Origin of the sequence: Bacillus halotolerans (genome assembly GCF_004006435.1) — a bacterium.
Lineage (GTDB): Bacteria > Bacillota > Bacilli > Bacillales > Bacillaceae > Bacillus > Bacillus halotolerans.
Window position 1 is genome coordinate 2122477 of the sequence record NZ_CP029364.1, and the last position, 24388, is coordinate 2146864.

Annotated in this window: 23 protein-coding genes; 11 read left to right on the top strand and 12 right to left on the bottom strand. The window is 44.2% G+C overall.

The window, feature by feature from the left end:
- The first annotated feature begins 134 nt into the window (after nt 1-134).
- Nucleotides 135-1487 (top strand): polysaccharide pyruvyl transferase family protein, encoded by a 1353-nt coding sequence (locus DIC78_RS10850; protein ID WP_127696268.1) that lies wholly within the window; start codon nt 135-137, stop codon nt 1485-1487.
- A 111-nt stretch (nt 1488-1598) separates the two neighbouring features.
- On the opposite strand, the gene ahpF is transcribed toward DIC78_RS10850, so the two are convergent.
- From ahpF to gntR, 6 genes are all read right to left on the bottom strand, one after another.
- On the bottom strand, nt 1599-3128 hold the full coding sequence (gene ahpF / locus DIC78_RS10855; protein ID WP_127696270.1) for an alkyl hydroperoxide reductase subunit F: 1530 nt from the start codon (nt 3126-3128) through the stop codon (nt 1599-1601).
- 13 nt (nt 3129-3141) lie between these two features.
- Nucleotides 3142-3705 carry an alkyl hydroperoxide reductase subunit C gene (ahpC, locus tag DIC78_RS10860; RefSeq protein WP_024123485.1) on the bottom strand — a complete coding sequence of 188 codons (564 nt, stop codon included), beginning with the start codon at nt 3703-3705 and terminating at the stop codon, nt 3142-3144.
- Between the two features lie 290 nt (nt 3706-3995).
- Complete coding sequence (gene gnd, locus DIC78_RS10865) at nt 3996-5408, bottom strand: decarboxylating NADP(+)-dependent phosphogluconate dehydrogenase (RefSeq protein WP_101859671.1); 1413 nt, start codon at nt 5406-5408, stop codon at nt 3996-3998.
- Between the two features lie 25 nt (nt 5409-5433).
- A complete protein-coding gene (gene gntP / locus DIC78_RS10870) occupies nt 5434-6780 on the bottom strand; it encodes a gluconate permease GntP (RefSeq protein ID WP_127696271.1) in 1347 nt (448 codons plus the stop codon).
- A gap of 28 nt (nt 6781-6808) precedes the next feature.
- Nucleotides 6809-8350, bottom strand: coding sequence for a gluconokinase (gene gntK, locus DIC78_RS10875; protein ID WP_127696273.1), 1542 nt, complete (start codon nt 8348-8350; stop codon nt 6809-6811).
- Nucleotides 8343-9074 carry a gluconate operon transcriptional repressor GntR gene (gntR, locus tag DIC78_RS10880; protein ID WP_010332563.1) on the bottom strand — a complete coding sequence of 244 codons (732 nt, stop codon included), beginning with the start codon at nt 9072-9074 and terminating at the stop codon, nt 8343-8345. Before gntR ends, gntK begins: the two co-directional genes overlap by 8 nt.
- A 193-nt stretch (nt 9075-9267) precedes the next feature.
- Between gntR and DIC78_RS10885 the strand changes: the two genes are divergently transcribed.
- Together DIC78_RS10885 and DIC78_RS10890 are read left to right on the top strand one after the other, a co-directional pair.
- On the top strand, nt 9268-10416 hold the full coding sequence (locus tag DIC78_RS10885) for a glycerate kinase (protein WP_127696275.1): 1149 nt from the start codon (nt 9268-9270) through the stop codon (nt 10414-10416).
- A gap of 88 nt (nt 10417-10504) precedes the next feature.
- Nucleotides 10505-11536, top strand: a complete 1032-nt coding sequence (locus DIC78_RS10890) for a polysaccharide pyruvyl transferase family protein (RefSeq protein ID WP_024123479.1) — start codon at nt 10505-10507, stop codon at nt 11534-11536.
- 143 nt (nt 11537-11679) lie between these two features.
- On the opposite strand, the gene DIC78_RS10895 is transcribed toward DIC78_RS10890, so the two are convergent.
- Nucleotides 11680-12090 carry a hypothetical protein gene (locus DIC78_RS10895; RefSeq protein WP_106021849.1) on the bottom strand — a complete coding sequence of 137 codons (411 nt, stop codon included), beginning with the start codon at nt 12088-12090 and terminating at the stop codon, nt 11680-11682.
- Nucleotides 12091-12104: 14 nt separating this feature from the next.
- Nucleotides 12105-13577: a DUF2974 domain-containing protein gene (locus DIC78_RS10900; protein WP_127696277.1), complete on the bottom strand. Its 1473-nt coding sequence runs from the start codon at nt 13575-13577 to the stop codon at nt 12105-12107.
- 60 nt (nt 13578-13637) lie between these two features.
- On the opposite strand from DIC78_RS10900, the gene DIC78_RS10905 reads away from it, so the two are divergent.
- Entirely contained in the window at nt 13638-14150 is a 513-nt protein-coding gene (locus DIC78_RS10905; protein ID WP_101865052.1) for a DUF1433 domain-containing protein, read from the top strand.
- Between the two features lie 3 nt (nt 14151-14153).
- Nucleotides 14154-14657, top strand: a complete 504-nt coding sequence (locus DIC78_RS10910; RefSeq protein ID WP_127696279.1) for a DUF1433 domain-containing protein — start codon at nt 14154-14156, stop codon at nt 14655-14657.
- Between the two features lie 37 nt (nt 14658-14694).
- Here the strand turns inward: DIC78_RS10910 and DIC78_RS10915 are convergent, their stop codons facing one another.
- Nucleotides 14695-15762, bottom strand: coding sequence for an SDR family oxidoreductase (locus tag DIC78_RS10915; RefSeq protein WP_127696281.1), 1068 nt, complete (start codon nt 15760-15762; stop codon nt 14695-14697).
- 130 nt (nt 15763-15892) lie between these two features.
- Here DIC78_RS10915 and yxaF point away from each other — a divergent pair, with 130 nt between their 5' ends.
- The 3 genes from yxaF to DIC78_RS10930 all read left to right on the top strand — a co-directional run bounded on the left by yxaF (nt 15893) and on the right by DIC78_RS10930 (nt 18924).
- On the top strand, nt 15893-16468 hold the full coding sequence (gene yxaF, locus DIC78_RS10920; RefSeq protein WP_101859680.1) for a transcriptional regulator YxaF: 576 nt from the start codon (nt 15893-15895) through the stop codon (nt 16466-16468).
- Between the two features lie 89 nt (nt 16469-16557).
- On the top strand, nt 16558-17571 hold the full coding sequence (locus DIC78_RS10925; protein WP_106021852.1) for a quercetin 2,3-dioxygenase: 1014 nt from the start codon (nt 16558-16560) through the stop codon (nt 17569-17571).
- Between the two features lie 150 nt (nt 17572-17721).
- A complete protein-coding gene (locus DIC78_RS10930) occupies nt 17722-18924 on the top strand; it encodes a DUF418 domain-containing protein (protein WP_106019850.1) in 1203 nt (400 codons plus the stop codon).
- Nucleotides 18925-18976: 52 nt separating this feature from the next.
- Here the strand turns inward: DIC78_RS10930 and DIC78_RS10935 are convergent, their stop codons facing one another.
- Complete coding sequence (locus tag DIC78_RS10935) at nt 18977-19432, bottom strand: RDD family protein (RefSeq protein ID WP_106021853.1); 456 nt, start codon at nt 19430-19432, stop codon at nt 18977-18979.
- Nucleotides 19433-19628: 196 nt separating this feature from the next.
- Between DIC78_RS10935 and DIC78_RS10940 the strand changes: the two genes are divergently transcribed.
- Both DIC78_RS10940 and DIC78_RS10945 read left to right on the top strand, forming a co-directional pair.
- The gene (locus DIC78_RS10940) at nt 19629-20123 is read left to right on the top strand and encodes an aldo/keto reductase (RefSeq protein ID WP_240671121.1); all 495 of its coding nucleotides are present in this window, start codon (nt 19629-19631) and stop codon (nt 20121-20123) included.
- A 144-nt stretch (nt 20124-20267) separates the two neighbouring features.
- Nucleotides 20268-20693, top strand: a complete 426-nt coding sequence (locus tag DIC78_RS10945; RefSeq protein WP_127696283.1) for a DUF5391 family protein — start codon at nt 20268-20270, stop codon at nt 20691-20693.
- 122 nt (nt 20694-20815) lie between these two features.
- On the opposite strand, the gene DIC78_RS10950 is transcribed toward DIC78_RS10945, so the two are convergent.
- Nucleotides 20816-22153 carry an aldehyde dehydrogenase family protein gene (locus DIC78_RS10950; RefSeq protein WP_127696284.1) on the bottom strand — a complete coding sequence of 446 codons (1338 nt, stop codon included), beginning with the start codon at nt 22151-22153 and terminating at the stop codon, nt 20816-20818.
- A gap of 141 nt (nt 22154-22294) precedes the next feature.
- Here DIC78_RS10950 and DIC78_RS10955 point away from each other — a divergent pair, with 141 nt between their 5' ends.
- Nucleotides 22295-23455: a TetR/AcrR family transcriptional regulator gene (locus DIC78_RS10955; protein ID WP_127696285.1), complete on the top strand. Its 1161-nt coding sequence runs from the start codon at nt 22295-22297 to the stop codon at nt 23453-23455.
- 33 nt (nt 23456-23488) lie between these two features.
- On the opposite strand, the gene DIC78_RS10960 is transcribed toward DIC78_RS10955, so the two are convergent.
- Nucleotides 23489-24310 carry an SDR family oxidoreductase gene (locus DIC78_RS10960; RefSeq protein ID WP_106021857.1) on the bottom strand — a complete coding sequence of 274 codons (822 nt, stop codon included), beginning with the start codon at nt 24308-24310 and terminating at the stop codon, nt 23489-23491.
- Between the last annotated feature and the right edge of the window lie 78 nt (nt 24311-24388).

The following is a 24388-nucleotide window of genomic DNA, read 5'->3' on the forward strand; positions in this document are numbered from 1 at the left end:
AACGGAAGAAAGGGAGAGAGTTTGTGAGTAAAAAGGGATGAAAGCGGGTGTCCGGCTGAAGATTTTAAGATCATGATAGAGTTCCCTAAGCAAATCTCCTGACAAAAATTTGGCGAGGAAGGGGCAACATCACATTGAAAAACATTTTAATAAGAGCTGGCATATCACCATTTGATACATTTAATGCAGCTGAAATGATTGTTCGCAACTCCATCGGCGGCAACGTAGGAAACCTAGTGTATGCTTACAGTGTGTTTCGTACGCTGATGACGGAAGAAACAACAATTACTCCTGATTATTATCGAATTAATCCGGCAGATGCTGAACAAATCAATAAAAAGTATGATATGTACATTATTCCGCTGGCAGATGCATTCCGAGAGGATTTTGTGCCTTCATTACGGAAATATACCCAATTAATCAAAAAACTAACCATTCCGGTTGTTGTAATTGGTGTTGGGTTGCGTGCTCCATTTGAACCGAAGTTAAATGAGGGTTTCCCATTTGATCAGGATGTAAAGGCATTTGTGAGTGCTGTGCTGGAGAGATCCAAGATGATCGGTGTCCGCGGTGAAATTACAGCGAAATACCTTTCCAGATTAGGCTTCCGTGAAGGTGTTGACCATACGGTAATTGGCTGTCCTTCTATGTATGCGTTTGGAAGAGAACTAAAGATAAGAGAAACCAATATCACATCAGAATCGATGGTGACGGTTAACTCGTCAAGGCTGTCTCCTAAGCATGTGCTGGACTTCATTACGAGAAGCATGAAAGAGTTCCCTAATCATTACTTTATCCCGCAATGGCGGAAAGAGATGATTCTGACATATGCCGGTGCCCCTGCTTTAGCGAAGCCTGCCGATAATTATCCGGTCAGCATGGAAGACCCTGCTTATCAGAATGATAGAGTGCGGTTCTTTTTAAATGTGCCGACTTGGCTGGACTTCCTGAAACAAGCTGATTTGAGCTTTGGCGCAAGACTGCATGGAAATATCGCAGCGACGATCGCCGGAACACCGAGCCTTTTGCTGCCGAAAGATGCCAGAATGCGGGAATTAGCTGAGTACCATCAGTTAACGCATGTCATGGCAAATGAGATAACGGCTCAGACAAAACTGTCAGAATTAATTGAAACACTTGATTTCCATCAGCCTGAGAAACGGCAAGCACAAAACTTTGACCATTTTATCAGCTTCTTAAATAAAAATGAATTGGACCATATTTATAAAGAGAAGATGATTCCTGATACAGTTCCTTTTGACGAAAAGCTATCTAGCACGAAGCTTCTTCCGCCTGTGACTACAGTTAGCGGCTGCAGTTCTACAGAAACAGCTAAACGCTGGGAAGCGCTTATGGCATTAGAAAATGCCAAAAAGGAAAAAACCATTAAAGATCTGAAAAACAAGGTCAAAAAGTATCAAGGTACTTTAAATAGAAAATCAGTGCGTTTCGCTTTAAAAACAGCAAATATGCTTAGTGTGAAGTGACGATTCACACTACAATATTACAATTCTATTACAAGTGGATAAAATATGCAATATGGTGTAAAAAAGAAAGCCTCTATGCTGCCAATCAGGCAATATAGAGGCTTTCTTGTATTAGTTACGGATAAGGTAATCAAACGCGCCTAAAGCGGCAGTCGCTCCTGATCCCATTGAAATAATGATTTGGTTGTAAGGACCGTCTGTGCAGTCGCCGGCAGCGAATAAGCCTGGGACGCTTGTAGCGCCATTTTTGTCGACTACGATTTCGCCGATGCGGTTGCGTTCAACGGTTTCGTCTAACCATTCAGTGTTTGGCACGAGACCGATTTGGACGAATACACCTTGGAGTTCAACGTGTTTTTCTTCGCCTGTTTCGCGGTCTGTGTATGTGATGCCGTTTACGCTTTGATCGCCTGTGATTTCTTTTGTTTGTGCATTTTTGAGTACAGTGACGTTTGGCAGGCTGTAGAGACGTTTTTGCAAGACTTCGTCTGCCTTCAGTTCCGGCGCGAACTCTAGCACAGTGACGTGATTGACAATACCTGCAAGATCAATCGCTGCTTCGATACCAGAGTTTCCGCCGCCGATAACGGCTACGTCTTTGCCTTCAAACAATGGTCCATCACAGTGCGGGCAGTATGCGACACCTTTGTTTTTGAACTCTTGTTCACCAGGTACGTTGACATTGCGCCAGCGGGCACCTGTTGAAAGGATGACTGTTTTACTTTTCAGGACAGCACCGTTTTCGAGTTCAAGTTCGAACAGATCTTTTTTCTCAAGTCGTTTTGCGCGCTGAAGGTTCATGACATCAATATCATATTCCTTCACGTGCTCTTCAAGACTTGCGGCAAGCTTCGGTCCTTCAGTTGCTTTTACGCTGATGAAGTTTTCGATGCTCAGTGTGTCGAGAACCTGTCCGCCGAAGCGTTCAGCGACAACACCTGTGCGGATTCCTTTACGTGCCGTATAAATGGCTGCACTTGCGCCGGCAGGTCCGCCGCCGACAACAAGAACGTCGTAAGGATCTTTGTCAGCGAACTCAGATGCATCTGCGCCGCTGCCCATTTTCGCAAGAATCTCTTCGAGGGTCATACGGCCGCTTCCGAAGGATTCGCCGTTTAGGTAAACCGTTGGCACTGCCATAATGTTTTTGCTTTCAACTTCTGATTTGTATGCCGCACCGTCAATCATAGTGTGAGTGATGTTCGGGTTCAGTACGCTCATCATGTTTAAAGCTTGTACAACATCAGGACAGTTGTGGCATGTCAGGCTGATATAAGATTCAAAGTGGTATTCACCGCTGATCTTCTTCACCTGATCAATGACTTTCTGATCTACCTTAGGCGGTCTGCCGCTCACTTGGAGCAACGCCAACACTAATGATGTGAATTCGTGGCCCAGAGGAATACCGGCGAAAGTGACGCCAGTGTCTTCTCCGGCGCGGTTCACACTGAAGCTTGGCGTTCTGTTCAATTCAGCTTTTTCAACAGTGATTTTAGATGACATGGAAGCCAGCTCATCAACGAGAGCCAGCATGTCCTTAGAAGTGTCATCTTCACCTGCACTCACTTTGAGAACAATGTCGTTCTCAATTAGCTGCATGTATTGATTTAATTGTGCTTTGATATTTGGATCAAGTACCAATTGAATGCACTCCTTAGATTTTACCTACTAGATCAAGGCTAGGTGTAAGAGTTTCGCCGCCTTCTTCCCATTTAGCCGGGCAAACTTCACCTGGGTTTTGACGAACGTATTGTGCTGCTTTTACTTTGCTGATCAGGTTGCTTGCGTCACGGCCGATACCGCCTGCATTGATTTCAACAGTTTGGATCACGCCATCTGGATCGATGATGAATGTTCCGCGGTCAGCAAGACCAGATTCTTCGTCAAGAACATCGAAGTTGCGAGAGATCGTTTGAGATGGGTCACCGATCATTGCGTAAGTGATTTTGCCGATTTTTTCAGAGCTGTCATGCCAGCCTTTGTGTACGAAGTGAGTATCTGTAGAGATAGAGTACACTTCAACACCTAATTCTTTAAGTGCAGCGTATTGGTTTTGAAGATCTTCAAGCTCAGTTGGGCATACGAAAGAGAAATCTGCTGGGTAGAAGCAGAATACGCTCCATTGACCTTTTAGAGATTCGTTTGTTACATCGATGAATTCACCGTTTTTGAATGCTTTTGCTTCGAATGGTTGTACTTCTTTACCGATTAAAGACATAATGTTATTCCTCCTAAAAATGGTTTAGAAAGCAATAGTGCTTTCAATAATAATTCTAATTATATATGAATTATTAATTAATATATATTTTTTGTCAAGACAAAACCCCTTAATTATTTTCTCTTTTTCCTTTCATCGTGTAGGAAAGTGCTGGTGTGATCAGCATAAATTGCACTTTGACAAATATTCAAATTTTATATGTCTGATTCTCAATTAGTTGTGATATGTGAGTTTAGCCTATAAAAAAAGCTGGCAGCTGGTATAAAAGCTCCAGCTGTCAGCCTTATCTATTAGTTTGCATCAGACCAATTGGTATGGAAAACGCCATCCATATCTGTCCGCTCGTACGTATGGGCGCCGAAATAATCGCGCTGCGCCTGTAACAGGTTGGCGTTGGAACGCCCTGTGCGGTAGCCGTCGTAGTAAGAGAGCGCGGTGCTTAAGCATGGGAATGCGCTTCCGGCGCTGATTCCCTCGCAAACGACTTTTCGCATGCCTGTCTGATAAGCTTTAAGCTTTTCTGAAAAATAAGGTGCAATCAGCAGGTTTGAGAGATCTGGCTGCTCTTGGAATGCTTCGCTGATGACGTTCAGGAAATCCGCGCGGATGATGCAGCCGCCGCGGAAAATCAAAGCGATGTCTTTAAGCGGCAGGTTCCATCCGTAAAGCTCAGATGACATTTTATATTGAGCAAAGCCTTGTGCGTAGGCGCATACTTTTCCCATGTATAAGGCTTGTCTGACGTATTCGATCCAGAGATCCTTATCGTAATGTTTTTCCTCTGTTTCCGGACCGGCTAACAATGGTTCAGCCGCCATACGTTCTTCTTTTAAGGACGACAGGTAGCGGGCAAACAAGGACTCGGTGATAATAGCGGATGGAATGCCGTTATCAATAGCTTGCATGCTTGTCCATTTTCCTGTGCCTTTCTGGCCGGTTTTATCAAGAATGACATCGATCAGCGGCTGACCTGTATGTTCGTCCTTTTTCCGTAAAATCTCCGCTGTAATCTCTATTAAATAGCTTTTCAGCTCACCTTGGTTCCACGTTTCAAAGATGCTGGCGATTTCTTCGAGCGGCAGACGAAGCGTTTCTCTAAGAAATGTATAGGCTTCAGCAATCAGCTGCATATCTGCATACTCAATGCCGTTGTGCACCATTTTTGTAAAGTGACCTGCCCCTTTTGGTCCGATGTAGACACAGCATGGGTCTTCTCCGACTTGTGCGGCGATTTTGGTCAGGATCGGAGCGGCTTTTTCATAAACGTCTCGATCTCCGCCCGGCATGATGGAAGGCCCTTTTAATGCGCCGACTTCCCCGCCGGAAATGCCGATTCCCAAGTAGCCGATTCCTTTTTCCTTCAGCTCGTCATATCTTCTTTCTGTGTCTTCGTAGTGGGAGTTGCCTCCGTCCATGATGACGTCTCCTTCATCTAGCAAAGGCATTAACGAATGGATGACGGAATCGACCGGTTTTCCCGCTGTGACCATCAGAAAGATTTTTCTGGGTGTTTCTAGTGATTGAACAAAATCTTGAAGCTCGTAGTACGGGCTCAGCGATTGTCCATCCAGCTTTTTCACAAGCTGGTCCGTTAAATCTCTGGTGTAATTATAGACGGCGACTTTTTCGCCTTTATTTGCCATGTTTAAGGCGATATTGCTTCCCATTACGCCTAAGCCTATGACACCAATTGTATTGAACATGTGTGTTACATCTCCTTCATTAATTTCATACAACTAAACTTAACAATAATATAAATCCTAGTCCAGCAACGGAGATAATTGTTTCCAGCAAGGTCCATGTGGCAAATGTTTCTTTCATGCTTAATCCAAAGTATTCTTTGAACATCCAGAAGCCGGCATCGTTGACGTGTGAAGCGATGACGCTTCCTGCGCCTGTTGCGAGCACCACTAATGCAAGGTTGGCATCGGACTGTCCCAGCAATGGAATGACGAGCCCCGTCGTGCTTAATGCGGCAACGGTTGCTGATCCTAAGGAGATGCGCAGGATCGCTGCGATGAGCCATGCCAGCAGAATCGGCGATAATGCCGTTTCTTTGAATAAATCCGCTACGTAGTCGCCGACACCGCCGTTGATTAACACTTGTTTAAAGGCGCCGCCTCCCCCGATGATCAACAGCATCATGCCAATTTGCGAGATGGCTGTTGAACAAGAGTCCATGACGGTTTTGATGGGAATGTTGCGTGCGATTCCCATTGTGTAAACAGCAACGAGCAGGGAGATGATCATGGCAGTCGATGCATTCCCGATCAAACGGATAAAAGCCAGAAGACCGTTATCCGCAAATCCTATTGTTTCCTGAAGCAAATCAATGATGGTTGCGATCGACATGATGATAATCGGAAGCATTGCTGTAAACACACTGATTCCAAAGCCTGGTGTTTCTTCAAGCTTGAATGTTTTTTGTGTGCCGAGTGACGAAATATTTCCGTTTTTCGCAAATGATGCAGGGACGATTTTTTTCGCGAACTTTGTAAATATTGGCCCTGCAATCAGGACTGTCGGAACAGCAACAATGAAGCCGTACAGCAGCACTTCCCCGATATTTGCGCCGTATTCTCCGGCAATTGCTGTCGGTCCCGGGTGCGGCGGCAGGAACCCGTGTGTGACGGATAATGCTGCGACCATCGGAATACCGAGATATAAAATAGAAATCTTCAATTCTCTTGAAATAGCGAATACGATCGGGATTAATAGAACCAATCCTACTTCAAAGAACAACGCGATTCCGATAATAAAGGAAGCAATCACAACAGCCCACTGTATATTTTTCTCCCCGAATTTGTTGACGAGCGTCATTGCTATACGCTGTGCGCCGCCTGAATCAGCAATCAGCTTGCCCAGCATCGCACCGAGTCCGAAGATGAGTGCGATGTGGCCAAGTGTCCCCCCTATACCTTCTTCAATGGAACTGACAACTTTATCAAACGGCATCCCAAGTGCCAGTGCCACGCCGAATGATACGATCAGTAATGAAATAAATGTGTTTAATTTTAAGCCCATAATCAAAATCAGTAAAGCTAGGATCCCAAGTGCAACAATGATTAATGGCATGATAATGCCCTCCCCTTCATGTCATGTGCTATTTGTGTGTAATTAGGCTTCTTTGATAATTTGCAATTTGGGTGTATTGATTTTCTAATGCTCTTGATAGATTGATGAATATCGGCATTAATGTTCTATATTCTTTGGCTGAGTCTTCGATTGGCGTATGTCTGTACGTGCTGCCGATCATGTCGGACACGGCATCGAACGAATCGATTTTCCCTGTCGCATACAGGCCTAAAATGCAGGCGCCGAGACATGAGCTTTCGTAGCTTTCGGGAACGACGACTTCAGATTCGAATATGTCCGACATCATTTGCCGCCAAACCTCTGATCTTGCAAAGCCGCCAGTCGCTTGAATTCGGGTGACCGGTCCGTCCATGCATTCTGTTAGCGCCAGGAACACAGTGTACAGATTGTAAATGACCCCTTCTAATGCTGCACGTATCATATGTTCTTTTTTATGTGACATGGTCAGGCCGAAAAATGAGCCGCGTACATCCGGGTTCCATAACGGAGCGCGTTCCCCGGCAAGATACGGGTGGAACAGCAGGCCGTCAGAACCCGGTCTGACGCGTTCAGCAATCTTCGTCAGCACGTCATACGGGTCAATTCCCAGTCTTGTCGCTGTTTCGATTTCTGACGAAGCAAATTCATCTCTTATCCAGCGAAGAACGATGCCCCCATTGTTCACCGGACCGCCGATAACCCAATGCTTGTCCGTTAACGCGTAGCAGAAAATTCTCCCCTTTTCGTCGGTTTGCGGCTGGTCGATAATGGTTCGGATAGCGCCGCTCGTACCGATCGTAACGGCGATTTCTCCTTTTTTAATGGCATTCACACCGAGATTGGACAGGACGCCGTCGCTTGCGCCGATGACAAAAGGTGTGTCCGGATTGATTCCCATCTGTATCGCTAATTTCGGGCTGCAGTGCTGAAAGATCTCGGTTGTCGGCACGAGTTTGGATAAGTGATCCGGCGTAATGCCTGCGATCGTCAGTGCTTCCTCGTCCCAATTCAAGCTTTTCAGGTTCATCATCCCTGTCGCTGATGCCAATGAGTAATCGATTACATACTCATTAAATAGCTGTTTAAAAATGTACTCTTTGATGCCGATATATTTTTTGGCTTTAGAAGCAATTTCTTTTCGTTCGTTTGTGATCCAGGCAATTTTGCTTAACGGTGACATCGGATGAATGGGTGTTCCTGTTCGTTTGTAGACCTCATGCCCGTTGAGTTCATCTTTAATCTTATGCGCCCAGCCTTCGCTTCGATTGTCTGCCCACGTGATGCATGGTGTCAGAGGCTGATCATTTTCGCCCATGGCAATGACGCTGTGCATGGCGCTGCTGAAGGAAATAAATGAGATCTGTTTTTCCGGGTGCTGTTTCGTGATTTTTGCTGTTGTATGGATGACAGCCTGAAAAATCTCTTCCGGATTTTGTTCAGCTGTTGAGATGTCCGGTGTATGGAGCGGGTAGCCGATGCTTTCTTTCTGTACCACGTCTCCGTTTTCAGTGAATAATACAGCCTTTGTGCTGGTCGTACCGATATCGATTCCTAACATATAACTAGTCATTTTGGTGTTCAGCTCCTTTTGCCAGCATTTGTTGTGAGAGCCAGAGGTCCTCTACTTTTTCTTGCACATCGTCAAAATTCTGGTGCAGAGACTGAACCATCAGCGCCCTGTCCTTTGTTTTGATCGCTTGAATATATAGCTCATGGTTGTCCAGAATCCTTGAGAAATCTTCGTACTTTTCCTTTAACCGTACCCGCATTGATAAAAGAATAAAGCTTTCCATTACGGGTTTTAGATTGTTCCAGATCATCTGAATGTATGAGTGATCAATGGCGCGGATAATCGTTTCATGGAATAACACATCCTGAAATGAAAACTCGTCCGCGTCCTCGTATTTGATGGAGACTTTCATTATTTCTAGAATCTTGCTGAGATCTTTGACTAAAGGCTCAACGTCGATTTTGACAAGCCGTTCAAAGACAAACGTTTCTAATAATAAACGCACGTCATATATTTCTGCGATTTCCTTTTCAGTTAACCCAATCACAACCGCTCCCATTCGTTCTAAACGAATGATTTTTTCGGAAGCCAGTATTTTTAACGCTTCGCGAACCGGCGAACGGCTTACGGAAAACTCAGCCGCGATTGTATTTTCTGATAGAATGGTACCGCTTTCAATCATGCCTGAAATAATTCGCATTCTCAGCTCGCAAGCAACGCGAACGCCGGTTGACGCTTTTGAAAGCCATTTTGCGGGATATAACAGGTCCTTGGAGTCTAGCATACGCTCACCTTCTTCACTAAGGAGTATACTTGTATACAAGTATGATAACGTGAATGTTTTATTAATGCAAACACTTTCATTTCTAATTTTTAATAAAATTTTTCCTGGTAAATTGGTATATATCGCCAAAAGTAATTATGGTAAATTGAAGAAAAGACACTGTAAATCATCACTTTTTGAAAGAGGCGATTGGATGAAAATCATTATTGCACCGGATTCTTTTAAGGAAAGCTTATCAGCGTTAGAGGCTGCTCACGCCATAGAAAGAGGCTTCAAAACAGTTTTCCCGAATGCTGAATATCGGAAGCTGCCGATGGCGGACGGCGGTGAGGGAACGGTACAGTCATTAATCGATGCCACAGGCGGAATCATAAAAGAGCAGATGGTTACGGGTCCGCTCGGGGAACCGGTAAAAGCGTTTTTTGGCCTAATGGGAGACGGAAAAACGGCTGTGATTGAGATGGCTGCCGCATCGGGATTGCACCTTGTGCCCGCAGAGAAGAGAAATCCGTTTGCCACTTCTACTAGAGGAACGGGAGAATTAATCGGAGCCGCTCTTGATGCGGGTGCAGAGCATTTGATCATCGGAATCGGCGGAAGTGCCACAAATGATGGCGGAGCCGGGATGGTTCAGGCGCTGGGCGGAAGGCTTCTTAATGAATCAGGCCATGAGATCGGTCCCGGAGGCGGTGCGCTTTCTCAGCTTTCCTCAATAGATGTGGCAGGACTTGATCCCAGATTACGAAATGTGAAAATCGAAGTCGCCTGCGACGTGGATAACCCGTTAACAGGGCCAAGAGGGGCTTCCGCTGTTTTCGGTCCTCAAAAAGGCGCCACGCCTGACATGGTGCGTATCCTTGACCAGAACCTGTCCCGCTTTGCGGATGTGGCAGAAACAACGCTTGAAACAAGCTTCAGGGAAACAGAGGGCGCCGGTGCAGCAGGCGGTCTCGGATGGAGTCTTCTTGCTTTTCTCCGTGCTGATTTGAAGAGAGGCATTGACATCGTCCTCGATGCGGTCCAGTTTGAAAGCGAGGTTCAGGATGCAGATCTTGTGATTACCGGCGAAGGGCGGATTGACAGCCAGACAGTTTACGGGAAGACGCCGATTGGCGTGGCCAAAGCGGCTAAGGCATACGATGTGCCTGTCATTGGACTTGCGGGATCCGTTTCGCGAGACAGTGATGCGGTCTATGCACACGGGATGGATGCCCTTTTTAGCATCGTGCCGGGAGCCGTGCCACTTGCAGACGCACTTGGGCATGCAGCCGAGAATATGGAAAGAACGGCAAGAAACATTGCGGCATCTTTAAAACTGGCGAAATCGATGTATCTGATATAAAGCCAGTCAAGCACATGCCCGTGCATATTCACCCTCCTTTCTGGGTACAGACAGATAACCAAGCACAACCTAGAAGGAGGACACAGACATGACTGTACAAGAAATCAAAGGCAAAAAACTAGGTAAAGGGATCGCGCCGAATGTAAAACCCGAAGCCTTATTAAACGATAAACGAAAAGTATTTTTGTTTGGTTCCCCGAGTTACACAAACATCGGAGACCAAGCGATTGCGTATGCGGAAGAGAAATTTATTAAAAATCATTTTCCGTACTATGAATATATTGAAATTATGGACTACGCGACGGACGAAGGCATCGAATTGGTGAAGGAGATCATCCGTGAAGACGATATTGTCTGCTTTACCGGCGGAGGAAATCTGGGGAACCTTTACCTTGATATTGAGGAGGACAGAAGGAAGGTCTTTGCAGCGTTTAAAGACTACAAATCCATTTCTCTTCCGCAATCCGTCTATTTTGAAGATACAGAGGACGGAAACAAAGAAAAGAAAAAAACACAGGATGCGTACCATCAAAATCCAAATTTAACGATTGCCGCGCGGGAGACACAGACGCTCGATGTTGTGAAAGAAACCTTCAATTCAGATGTCATCTTTACACCTGATATGGTGCTGTCTTTGGATATCGTACCGAAAGAGCTTGAACGGGACGGCGTTCTTTTTATTTTAAGAGCGGACAAGGAGAAGGTAACCGATGAAGATTTTATTTCACACATGATGAAATGGGCAGAAAAAACAACCTATGCGGAGCGTACAGACACGGTGCTTGATACGGTCGATATGATTGATTACGAGGATCGGGAAAAGCATTTCATGGAAATGCTCGACCGCATTGGTTCCAGTAAATTGGTGGTGACAGACCGCCTTCACGCTATGATCTTTTCGATTATCACAAAAACGCCATGCCTCGTCTTTGGAAATAGCTACGGCAAAGCCAAACATTCATACCGGGATTGGCTTGAAAGCTTAAACTTCATTGAATACACAGATAAAAATGATATTGAGGAATTAGAGCAAATGATTGACCGCCTGCTTCAAGCAGAGCCGAATGACGTTGATTTGTCTAAGGATTTTCAGCCGCTGATTGATTTCTTTAGATCGTAATGGGAAAAGCAGACTGGGAACAGTCTGCTTTTTGTGCTAATGATCGTTTTCCAGGCGAACAGTTTCATCCGTGATTCGTTCTCGCTGCGCCGCTTCGTCGGAGATGATATCTTCTTTATTTTAAGCTATATTGACTCTCTACCTTATAAGCCAATGGAATTGATTACACTCGAAACATCAGAATAAACTTTATCAAATGAAAGGTGATCTTTCATTTTATCAGTGACACTATCTATTGCTTTTCCAGACATATGATGGTTAAGGATTTCTCGTTTTGTCTTTATAGCCTGCTCGGCATCTGTAATGTTTTCAAGGATCGAAGACAAATTCTTACGGTCTTCCTGGAATGCATAGCTTAATTGCTTTTTGATTGAATTCATTAACGCCAATTTTTGTTCTTGTCTCTTCCTCTCTTTGAACGCAGCCAATTGTTCAGGTGTCATTTCAGAGGTATTTCCATCAGCATTTGAAAAAATCGAAGTGCTTGAATGCTGACTCGTCATTCTTTGCATAAAACGGTCAGCATCTGTTGGTTTCTTATTCATAAAATCCATGTTTCTTTCTCTCCTTATGAAATCCCCATTCGACTGGCCGCTGCCAGATCTGCATCATGATACGCATGTCCCATATGTCCGAGATCATCTGCAATCATCTGCAGAAAGTGTTGCAGATTGAGAGCTGCATCTACTGCCTGATCATATTTTTCTTTTGAGTAAAAAAGGTGGTGCGGTTTGTTCATTTTGATCTTATTGATCAGATCATCGACATCGGAAACTGATAATTCATCATAGGCGCCAAAACCAACCATTCGTGTATGCATATTCCTGACATCCTCAATTGAATCCTTTACTTTGTCATCAATTCTTTCAATCTGGCGTATAATCTTAGACCATTCTGATTCAGCGATATGTTTTAACTGGGTGCTTGTATTCATCAATACATGTGACTTAATGAGAATCGAAACACCTGTATTGGCCTTCACATTCGTTGATTTCATTTGCTTAAGCATCGTTAATGCAAAGTCAGGGTTGTTCTTTAAAACATCATCCACAGTTTGGGCAGAGCCATCTGAATGGAAGCTGTATCGATCCAAGCCGTGACTTCCCATCAAGGCTTCAGCAAATAGTGTGATATCAAGAGATTGATTGCCATAATGTTTAAGTCCAAGACCCAGCATTTTCACTTCATCAGGGAGGCTATTATTCTGTACACCATTGGGCAAAGCTTCGTCATACATCACTTTTACTTTGCCTACTTCAGCAGCATCCCGATTCAGCAAGGATAATCCATCATTTAAATTAATATATTCTGTTAAACGGCTGCGAAACTCTCCCTTTAACGCCCGGGCTTTTACATCCTCAGGCAGGTTTTCATATATGTTAGGATTCTCGAAAGTGACACCGCGTTCTATAAAGTCATTCATCACGACTGCATAGCTTGCATTAGATCCGCCTAATGAGTGACCGGTGACTTGAATGTCAGCATTTTTAAAGTCTTTATGTATTTTTTTTGCATATTGATCTGCCTGAATGGCCTGGTTATCCGTTCCATCATCAAACGGCTTTTTGCCAACTAGATAACTAGTATCCATGTGAAGCCAATCTTGGATGATTTCATTTGCATATTCAGAGAAACCTGTTACTGAGTCAAAAGAAGACCCATCTTCTTCAGCTGGAATATTGATCCCTTTTTTCTCTAGTTCTTTAATGAGCTCTTCTCTTTTTCCACGCTGATTTGTTTCCTTAATCGTTTCTTTTAATTGGTTAGTGCTGATAGGTTCTGACCCGCGATATGCGATGATGGCGTTTTGGATTTTTTCTTTGTCTTTTCCATTGTTTGAAATTGTATAATCTCTTTCATTAACAAGAGTTAAGGCATCAAGACCCTTTTCAGTTTTTTTATAATCAACAACATACAGCTTTTGGCCGTTGCTAATTTTTATTGTTTGACCAATGTGGTATTTTTTAAGGTTATATGCTGAACTGGAAATTTCATTATAATCTTCATCACTAATTTTTAAAGTGTTTTTTCTTATAGCCATTTCACTATTCCCCCAAACTTTACCTATCTTGTATAATAAAATAAAAAAGGATGAAATACCATGATAAATACCAAAAAAATACTAATTGTAGGGGCAGTTTTATTAATCTCACTAACATGTGCTTTTTATATTAATCATCAACTAAATAAACCAGAAAAATCGGAGGTCACAGGAGGTAAAAAAAATATGAATAATAAAGAAAAAAGCGAACAAGAAAAAGCAGAAGCATACGTTGAGGAAATGAAGCCAAAAATAGAAGAAGAGTTAAGAAAAGAGGATATTCATCATTTTATAAAGTCTGTGACTTTTGAAGATAAAGTTAATATAAACCCGATGGGAAGAATTGTAGTAAATGGTTATATAAATGACAACCCAGAGAAATTCGATTTTTCCGCAGATTTGATATACGAGTCCAATAAAGTTGATGGGATAAGCTATTCCCAAGATGTCTCAGACCGTTTCAGAGATTGGAGCGAATATAGCAAAGAGGTAAAAGATAAATATATCAAAACCGCATACCCTGATAAACAAGAGCGTGAACAATATTTAAAAGATATAGGGGAAATGAAATAATCTATGAAAAAACAAGCGCCATTTAAATTGCTAGCTTTTGTTAGCGTTTTGTTAATTTTAATGGTTGGCTTCATTTATGAAATCAAAAAAACGTCAGACACTTCTAAGGATAAAGAATACATAACTAGTAAAGAAAAAAGTGAACAAGAAAAAGCTGAAGAGTACGCTGAAAAGATGAAACCGAAAATAAAGGAAAAATTGAAAAAAGAGGATATTCATCATTTTATTAAGGATATTAAGTTTAATGAGAAGGTTACGATAAGTCCAATGGGAATGATTGAAGTTACTGGTTATATAAATAATGAGCCGGAAAAGTTCACATTTGATGCCTCTTTATATTATAAATCGAATGAAGTAGATTCAATTGGATATTCTAAAGAAGTGGGAGACCGTTTTACTGACTGGAGCAAATACAGCAAGAAAGAAAAAGAAGAATACATCAAAACCGCATATCCTGATAACAAAGAGCGTGAACAATACTTAAAAGACATAGGAGAATTAAAATAAACAGGCGAAATGCCTGTTTATTTTTTCGAGAGCCGGCTTACTTCCTTCGCTTCATCATCCCCCAAGCCGCCAGTCCGGCAATAACTGCCGCAGTTACCGCTGGGCGCTTTGTGGCCTTTACATAATAGCTTCTTGACCGAAGCCACCCTTTATTTGTCCCTCTGTCATGCATGCCGTAGCCCGCATGGTAAAGCGCGCTTTCTTCACGCGGTTTGGACGGCCTTTCCGCATGCTGGCTGCAGTACATGATTTTTTCCATCAGTCTGTCGGTCAGCCGGGGAAAGAGTGCACCCAGCATGGCGATGGCTTTTGCCTGTGAGCCGATGTACATGTCGCGTTTCGGATGTTCAGCGGCAAACAGAATGGCTTCGGCTACAGCTTCCGGCGGGTAGATCATAGAGCGGTAATGAGCCGGCTGTTTGTCCAGGTAGCTTCTGGCGTGTTCGTTGTAAGGCGTGTCGATTCTGCCTGGATGGATGAGTGTGACCGAGACGGGTGCCAGTTCTTTTTCAAGCTCCATTCGGATGCTTTCTGTCCATCCGTGAAGCGCGAATTTCGCAGACGCGTAGGTGGATTGAATAACGGTTCCTCTGTCGCCGAACAGGCTTCCTATATTGATGAGAGCACCCGGACCGCCTCTGCTTGTAAAGTGTTTGACGGCTGCCCTTGTTCCATAGACCGGACCCCAGAAATTGGTGTCAAACACGCGTTTCATGTCTTCGGTGGTAACATCCATGGCGTGTCCGAAAACCGAAACAGCGGCGTTGTTAACCCATGTGTCAAAGCGGCCGAATGTGCTGATCGCGGTTTCTGCGATGCGGTTGACGTCTTCTTCTTTTCCCACATCCGCTTTTACATAGATGGCTTCGTGCCCTTTTTTCTTTACTTCATCAACGAGCTCCTGAAGGGCGTCTTCATTTCGGGCTGCTGCGACGACTTTTGCTCCTTTTTCGGCCGCCATTCGCGCGGTGACGAGGCCGATTCCGCTTGTAGCACCGGTAATGACGATGACTTGATCCTTTACTTTTTTCAGTTTGAGCTTCGTTTTCGGGTTTTGCTGTTTTTCAAGCTGTTCAGTATTGGTGACCGTATCATCAGTTGTCATCGAGAATCCCCTCCTAGACATGTTTGTCTACATTTACCCCATCCAGAAGGTTATTACCCCTTTTGACAATCCCATGGTTCTTTTTTATATTATATAAGTCGCTCTACCATACCTAGGAGGGAATGTTTCAATGACTAGCAGAGGAGATTCACGTGAAAAAATCCTTCACACAGCGTCACGTCTGTTCCAGCTGCAAGGATATCACGCGACGGGCTTAAACCAGATTGTGAAGGAAAGCGGTGCTCCTAAGGGATCGCTTTATCACTTTTTTCCGAATGGCAAAGAAGAATTAGCAATTGAAGCGGTTACATATACGGGTAAGATCGTTGAACATGTGATACAGAAAAGCATGGATGAATCCTCTGATCCTGTTGAAGCGATTCAGCGTTTTATCAAAAAAACCGCCAGCCAGTTTGACAATACGGAAAGCATTCAAGGGATTCCAGTCGGCTTGCTGGCGAGTGAAACGGCGTTAATCAGCGAGCCGCTGCGTACGGTTTGCATGAAGGTGTTTAAAAGCTGGGAAGCGGTTTTCGCCAGAAAATTAATGGAAAACGGATTTGGAGAAGAAGAAGCAAGCCAGCTGGGAATGCTGATTAATTCGATGATTGAAGGCGGCATTATGCTTTCTTTAACGAATAAAGACAAAACGCCCCTTCTTCTCATTGCCGAACAAATTCCAGTATTGGTGAGGAAAAAAGGGTAGCAATTTGTTATCCTTTCCCCTACAATTATATAGAACGGTCTAGTAGGAAACCTATAATATATAGACTGGTCTAAATTGGAGGACGTAACATGAAAACGTTAAGTAAACATTCACTGCCCAAAGAAAAAGTGCCTTACTTGCTTCGCAGCGGAGAGGGAGAGCGCTATTTGTTCGGCAGACAGGTCGCGACAGTGATGGCAAACGGAAAGAGCACGGGAGATTTGTTCGAGATCGTGCTGCTTTCTGGGGGAAAAGGAGATGCCTTTCCGCTTCATATTCACAAAAATACGCATGAAGGGCTTCTTGTTCTGGACGGTAAGCTTGAACTGACGCTTGATGGAGAACATCATCTTTTAGCAGCTGGTGATTATGCGAACATTCCGGCCGGAACGCCGCACAGCTACCGGATGCAGAGCCACAGAACACGGCTGGTGTCTTACACAATGAAAGGGAATGTCGCACATATGTATTCCGTGCTTGGAACGCCGTATGATCACGCTGAACATCCGCCGCACGCAAGCGAAGAGGTATCAAAAGAGCGTTTTTCAAAAGCGGCTGAGGCGGCGGACATTATATTTGCGGAGGATGAAAACCGTGCCGGTGCTCCAAAACTAGTGGAGAAGACAGAACTTCCGGCTGGCGTTGTTCCATACGTGCTTGAGTCTGGAGAAGGAGACCGCCTATTGACGGGCGATCAGCTTCACCGCATTGTGGCTGCGCAAAAGAATACGGACGGGCAATTTATCGTTGTATCATCTGAAGGTCCTAAAGGCGATCGCATCGTTGATCATTACCATGAGCATCATACAGAAACTTTCTATTGCCTTGAAGGGCAAATGACGATGTGGGCCGATGGTGAAGAAATTCAGCTTAATCCTGGAGATTTCCTGCATGTTCCTGCCAACACTGTACACTCATATCGCTTGGATTCTCACTATACAAAAATGGTGGGTGTATTGGTTCCGGGCTTATTCGAGCCGTTTTTCCGCACGTTAGGAGATCCGTATGAAGGGCATATTTTCCCGAGTGAGCCTCAAGCTTTGCGATTCGACCGTGTCTTGCAGAATATCGACACATTAGATTTAAAGGTCATGAAACCATAATATCTCCGCCGGGCTTCCTGTGAAGCCTGGTTTTTTATTGTGAAGGTGACGAGATTGTAAGGTTTTTCCTTTGCGCTGCCACCTAAATCGATGTTTCTTCGCTTCTTTTTTTCATACGATTGAGGTATAGAAAAAAGGAGCGTGATTCATATGGCTTCATTACAGCCGACTCTGACAAATGAGCGGATTGGTGTGCTTGACGTGTTAAGAGGAATTGCCATTTTCGGCATCCTATTTGTGAATTTGGCGCACTTCAGTTATCCGGATATGTATTTGTCTATGCTTGGAAAGGATAATTTTTTCACGGAAAAGTGGTCTGGTGCAGACTTTGCTGCAGCAGAAATATTGAAATTTTTGATTCAAACCAAATGTATTTTACTGTTTTCATTTTTATTTGGGTTTGGCATGGTGGTGATGATGGAGAGAGCGTTAAGCAAAGGAAAACGTTTTGTCCCGCTTTATATCAGAAGATTATTGGCACTCTTCATCTTTGGAACCATTCATGCTTTTTTGATATGGGACGGGGATATCTTAACGGAATACGCCCTGCTTGGTTTGGTTTTACTTTTGTTCAGAAAAGCAAAGCCGAAAACATTGTTGATATGGGCAGTCTCTTTGTATCTCCTGTTTTCTCTTCCGTTCATTTTGGCAAGCTTTCATCAAGCAAACGGACAAGAATGGGCACAAGCAGCCATTCAGCAAGCGAAGCAGGCGCTGCATGCTTACGGAAACGGCAGCCTGAAAGACATTGCGGAACAGCGAATCCACGATCGGCTCGTTTATATGTCAATGAATGGCATGCTGACCTATAATCCGCTGAATTTCTTTTTTGCCTCCATCCCATATTTCAGTATGTTTTTGCTGGGAGCCGCGGCGGCAAAATCAAGATTGCTGCATCAGCCGGAAAAGCACCGCAAAGCGTTAAAAAGAGTATGGCTGTCTGGGCTGGTCATTGGCATCAGCGCTCATATATTGTACAGTGTGACCGAAATAGAAGTATTTTTGCTGGTTGGTGCGCCTTTTCTTATGTTTTTCTACGTCACAACAATTGTGTATCTTTATCATAAGACAAGACTGGCTAAGCCGCTGCAATACTTTTCCGCAGTCGGGAGAATGGCATTTACCAACTATCTCATGCAATCAATCATTTGTACGTGGATTTTCTATCATTACGGGTTAGGGTTATACGGAAAAGTATATCCGGCTGCGGGCGTGCTGATCACGATCGCGGTATGTGCCCTTCAAATGATCACCAGTCACCTTTGGCTGCGGGCATTCCGAATGGGACCGTTTGAATGGTTTTGGAGGAGCCTTACGTATATGAAGTGGCAGCCGATCTTGAAGAAATCATAGATAAATAAAAGTCTAGACTCATAATTGACGTCTAGACTTTTCATGTTTTCAATTATTTATATACAACACGCGTACGGCAAATGATGTCATGAAGGCCTTTTTTCTCTCCGAATGCCACCATGATAAAACCGATATAAAAGATAATTCCAGATACTATGTACGCAAAGTAACGGCCGATTGCCTGCCCGATAGACACGCGTCCGCCTTGTTCATTGACTACTTTCAGCCCGAGAATTTTCTTGCCGAGCGTGCCTTGCATTTTAGAAGCTGTAAGCAGCCCGTAATATAACACACTGATGACAATCATAATCAGCATGGTTGGCAAAAATGCAAGCGTCAAGTATTTCACCATATATTCGTCTTGTGTCATATATGGGTCTGTTGCGATGGATCCAGCGATAAATACGGAATTGATAATAAATAGAATAATATAGCTAGGAACAGATACAATAATGCCATCAATCAAATAAGCTAAAACACGAATCCAAAATCCTGCCGGTTTTTCCATGTATATTTCTCTCTCCTTTGAATTAATCTGGAACAGTATACTTTGTAAAAAAAGCTTTTGCAATATGATATGGTGATAAAATCCTGATATTACTGAAAAATGAGTCTTTTATCCTTTCTTTTTTACTATATAAATCTACCACGGACGGTGAAAAAACAAGCTTTATACATTAAAAGAAGTCATGGAGCAGTGCCAAATGACTGAGGATGCGGTTCGTTATGATGAGAAAATCGGCTTGCTTCCACCGGTTAAACGAAAGGCGAACGGCCATCGAGTGTTTAGTGAGGATGACAAGAAACGTCTGCTGTTCATCAGATGTTTGAAGAAAACGGGCATGTCTTTAGAGGAAATGAAGCCGTTCCTCAGCCTGCAGGAACAGACAGATCGCTTGGATGATACTCAGCGCGAGCTGCTAAGAAATTACCAGGAGAAATTGAAACAGAAGCAAAGTGACTTGCAGCAGATGTGGGAGCTGATCGAAGCGAAGCTGGAGAAATTAAAGCGGTTTGCTGAACAAAAACAAGCGGAGCCGGCACAGGTCGCTTTGTCATGGCTGCTGCATCAGCCTGGGATTGATTTGATCATTCCTGGAGCCACTCGGCCTGGCCAACTCAAGACGAATATCAAAACAGCAAATCTTCATTTATCAGAAGATGAACTGAAACAAATGGATCAGATGTTCAGTTCTTAACGTTTTTTCCAGTTATACTCTATTTCAAATGAATGGAGTATATCTTTTTTTATGGGTGTTTTTAGAAAACCCATCGATTTCTATTAGATATTACCTTATGATAATAAAGGTTAATATTTCTATTTTAGGAGGTGTCAATTGATCATGTCCAGAAAAAATAGCGTGGTGATCATGACTGCGATTTCTGCGATCCTTTTTTGCGTGATGATTGCTGCGGCTTCACTTTCTCCGCTGGCAGACACGGGGTCCTCAGCCAATCAGTTTAACTCTATCGGTATGTGGTCGGCAATTGGTATGATACTTGTTTTCTATCTCATTCCAATCCTCATTTACATGCTGGGTGTGGATGTAATGAGATATGTGATGGCGGCGCTTTGCGGCATGGGTTTGCTGATTCACTTATCTACTGCCGCCATTGTGCTGATGGTCAGTATATTCAGTGACCATCCGCTCTCTGATGTGATCACTGTGATGGGGCTCTGTCTCGCTTCAGCGGCTGTAAACATCATTTGGTTTTTTGCAGCGTTTCGTTCTGCGCCAAAGAAACCTGTCACAAGGGATTTTACATAGTTTTCTATTTTGTGTTAATGCATGATTTTTCTGTGAACTACATTTATTTATTGTTATGAAACTTTGTCGGGGATGATAGAAAAAGAGAACCTGCAAGATGATGCAGATTCTCTAAATCATGTTTATTTAGCTGCTTGAATAAACACACCTTTTTCATGAGAAAACTCTTTAAATCCGTATACCCCATGGTAAGAGCCGATTCCGCTTGTATTTACGCCGCCGAATGGCAGGTTGACGTCACTGAAATGAACGACGACATCATTGATCGCTGCATTTCCTGATGTGGTGTGCTGAAGGACGTTGTCGGTCAGGTCTTGGTTGTGGCTGAATACATAAAGCGCGAGCGGTTTATCGCGGTCATTTACGTAATCAATGACCTCATCGATGTCTTCATAGTTCATCATCGGCAGGATCGGTGCAAAGATTTCTTCCTGCATGATCTTCATATCTGGCGTAACGTTTTTTAAAACGGTTGGCGAGATCGTACGGTCGCTTGCATCAAATACGCCGCCGAACACGACTTCCGCGCCTTTCTCGATGGCATCGTCGTATAACGCTTTGACGCGGTTAAAGTTGCGGTCATTGACAATTTGCGTAAATTTGTTTCGATCCGGCGTGTAATCATCTTCCATAAATCCTGCGTTGACAATGGTTTGTAAAATGCCTGCGAACTTGTCCTGCACGTCTTTTTTAATGAAGATATAATCCGGTGCGATGCAGGTTTGGCCGGCATTTACGAACTTGCCGACAGCAATTTTTTTCGCTGCGTCCATTAAGTCGTATTCACTGTCGATGATGGTCGGACTCTTGCCGCCAAGCTCAAGCGTGACAGATGCCAAGTGTTTGGCGGCGGCTGTCATGATGATTTTTCCGACATTTGTGCTTCCGGTGAAGAAAATGTGGTCGAACGGCTGATCAAGAAGCTCAGTGGCCACTTCAACCTCTCCTTCAAAAATGGCAACTTCTTTTTCGTCAAAAGCATCTCGGATGACTTTTGCGGCAATGTTGCTTGTGTTCATCGTAAAATCGGACAGCTTCACAATGGCGCTGTTTCCTGCAGCGATAGAAGCGGCAAGCGGCGCCATCGTCAGCATAAACGGGTAGTTCCACGGACCGAGTATAAGCGTGACGCCTTTAGGCTCGTACATAAGGATTCCGTTGGCATCAGAGCTTAAGGATGAACCGACTTCTTTGGGTGCCATCCATGTTTCCAGGTTGTTCATATTATCTCTGATCGCTTTTTTTGTACCCTCGATTTCCGCTTTTTTGACCTCGTGATATGGCTTCCGCACGTCTTTGCGGATCGCTTCGATGATTTCCTCTTCATGTGCAATGACGGAATCCAAAAAGCGCTGAAGCTTTTCTTTACGCTGTTCCGCTGTTGAAGCGCGCAGCACTTTTTGCTGTTTTTTCTGAAGCTGGAAGACGCGCTGAATGTCGTCTTTTACTTGCTGTTCCATTGTAAAATCCCCCTCATTTGCTTTCTGCTTATCTCGGAACTATTATAAAGTGGTATCTTTTCTATAAGAAAGACAACGGAGAATCATCTATACGTTACCGTACATATATCGAACATCTGTCTAAGTTTGGAGGTGACTCTTTTGCCGGAATCTGCTGAGGCTCAAATCAAACAGGCGCTTCTGGATTTATTAGAAAAAAGGGATATTCGACAGATTACAATGAAAGAAATTGCTGAACACGCACAAGTGAGCCGCGGGACACTCTATCTTTATTACGAGGATAAGTTTTCAATCATTGAGGATTTGATGAGTGACATGCAGGAAGGATTGAGCGAAGCGCTCTACGAAGCTTTCAAGCACATGGATACACTTCATCTCAGCCAAAAGCGGCAAACAGTGCATCCGACATTGTCTTTTGTTCATCAGCATCAATCCTTTTTTTCAGCAATGATGGTCAGAGACAACGTACCGTATCACAATTTCCACCGGTTTTTTAAAGATGTGTTTCAGCAGGATGTCATGCTGTCTCCGATTCATGTGAATTTAACGCCGATGGAGCAGGAGATTTACGGACATTACAGAGCATTGTATACGTATGCGATTATTTTGTACTGGCTGAATGAGGATGCGTCTGCATCTCCGCAAGCCATCAGCCACAAGGTATGGGAACTCGTTTCTCAGAAACGGTTTTATTGGCTGTTTGGGCAGGCTGCTGAAGCGGAGCCGGAGGAGAATAAGCAAATTGACCGGCGTGTTGTCCGCACGAGACAGGCGCTGCAAGAGGCTTTGCTGGACGTATTGGCGGAGAAAAAAGACTATGCGGCGGTGACCATTTCGGATATCACCAGAAAAAGCAACATCCGCAGGGCGACCTTTTATGATCACTATGCCAATAAAGATGACCTGTTACAAGCGATGATTCATCAATCGTGTGCAGATATGATTGATCGGCTGACGGTGAGTGCCAGTCCGGATGAGCTTTCTTTAGCGGAAGCTGAGACGGCGCTTGCCAGCCTGCTTTCTGCATTATCGGAACGCTCGCCCATTGTCCGGTTTCTCAATCCTGAATGGGGAATTCCTCATGTGATACCCAGCATGTTCAAAGCCCTGGAATCTTTTTACCTGCATCAGCAGCTTGATATCCGCGCGGGGAAGAAACTTTATGCTTATTATGTTTCCGCTATGATTATCGGTTTGATGTTGTATCGGCTGGATGAGGGAAAGGCGCACGATCCGGGGGTGCTGGCCAGGGAGTTTTTGCAGTTTTTGGATGTGAAGAAGTATAAGATTATATTGCTTTGAACAACAAAAAAGAGAGGGGCTGAATCCCCTCTCTTATTTCGTTTCTTCCTTCCATTTTTCATCAATCAGCATCTTGCCAGGCCATGTATACGCCATGATGCCCCCGTCTGCGGTGATGTCTTCGCCTGTGACGTATGAGCTGTCGTCAGAAGCGAGGAACAGCGCCACCGTCGCCATTTCCTTCGGTTTGCCGAGGCGGCCGAGCGGTGTGATCCATTTGTTGGCTTCGCGGAATTTCTCGCCCATTTCCTGTTCCTTGGTGCCGGCCAGTTTATCAATCAGCGGCGTTTCGATCGTGCCCGGAGAAATGGAATTGACGCGGATGCCGTTTCGCGCGTAGTCGATCGCCATCGCTTTTGTCAGGTTGGTGATACCGCCTTTTGCGGCGTTATAGCCGGAGCGATCGAGGTCCGCGGCCCGGCCTGACATGGAGGAGGTGTTGATAATGGAGCCTCCTTTTTCGAGCATGAGCGGAATCAGATATTTGCTGCAAAGGAATGTGCCGCGCAGGTCGACGGCCATAATACGGTCAAACAGCTCAACGGGGTATTCGTGCACCTTTCCGCCTTCCTGATCGACGCCGGCGTTATTAAACAGAATATCAATCGTTCCGCAGGCGTCCTTGATTTGCTCAGCAAATGCTTTCACACTGTTTTCATCTGACACATCGAGGTGAAAGGCATCCGCCTGTCCTCCGTTTTGTCTGATTGCTTCAACTGTATCTTCCATTTGATCTGTATTGATGTCTCCAATCATCACACGCGCGCCTTCATTGGCAAAAACCTCTGCCGTTGCTTGTCCAATGCCTGTTGCGGCGCCTGTGATCACAGCGGTTTTGTTATCAAGTCTTCCCATAACACGAATCCTCCTTTTTCTTTTTGTCTTCCCGCTGTGTGCAGTGATAAACATGTGAGAAAAGTAATAACTGCCTAT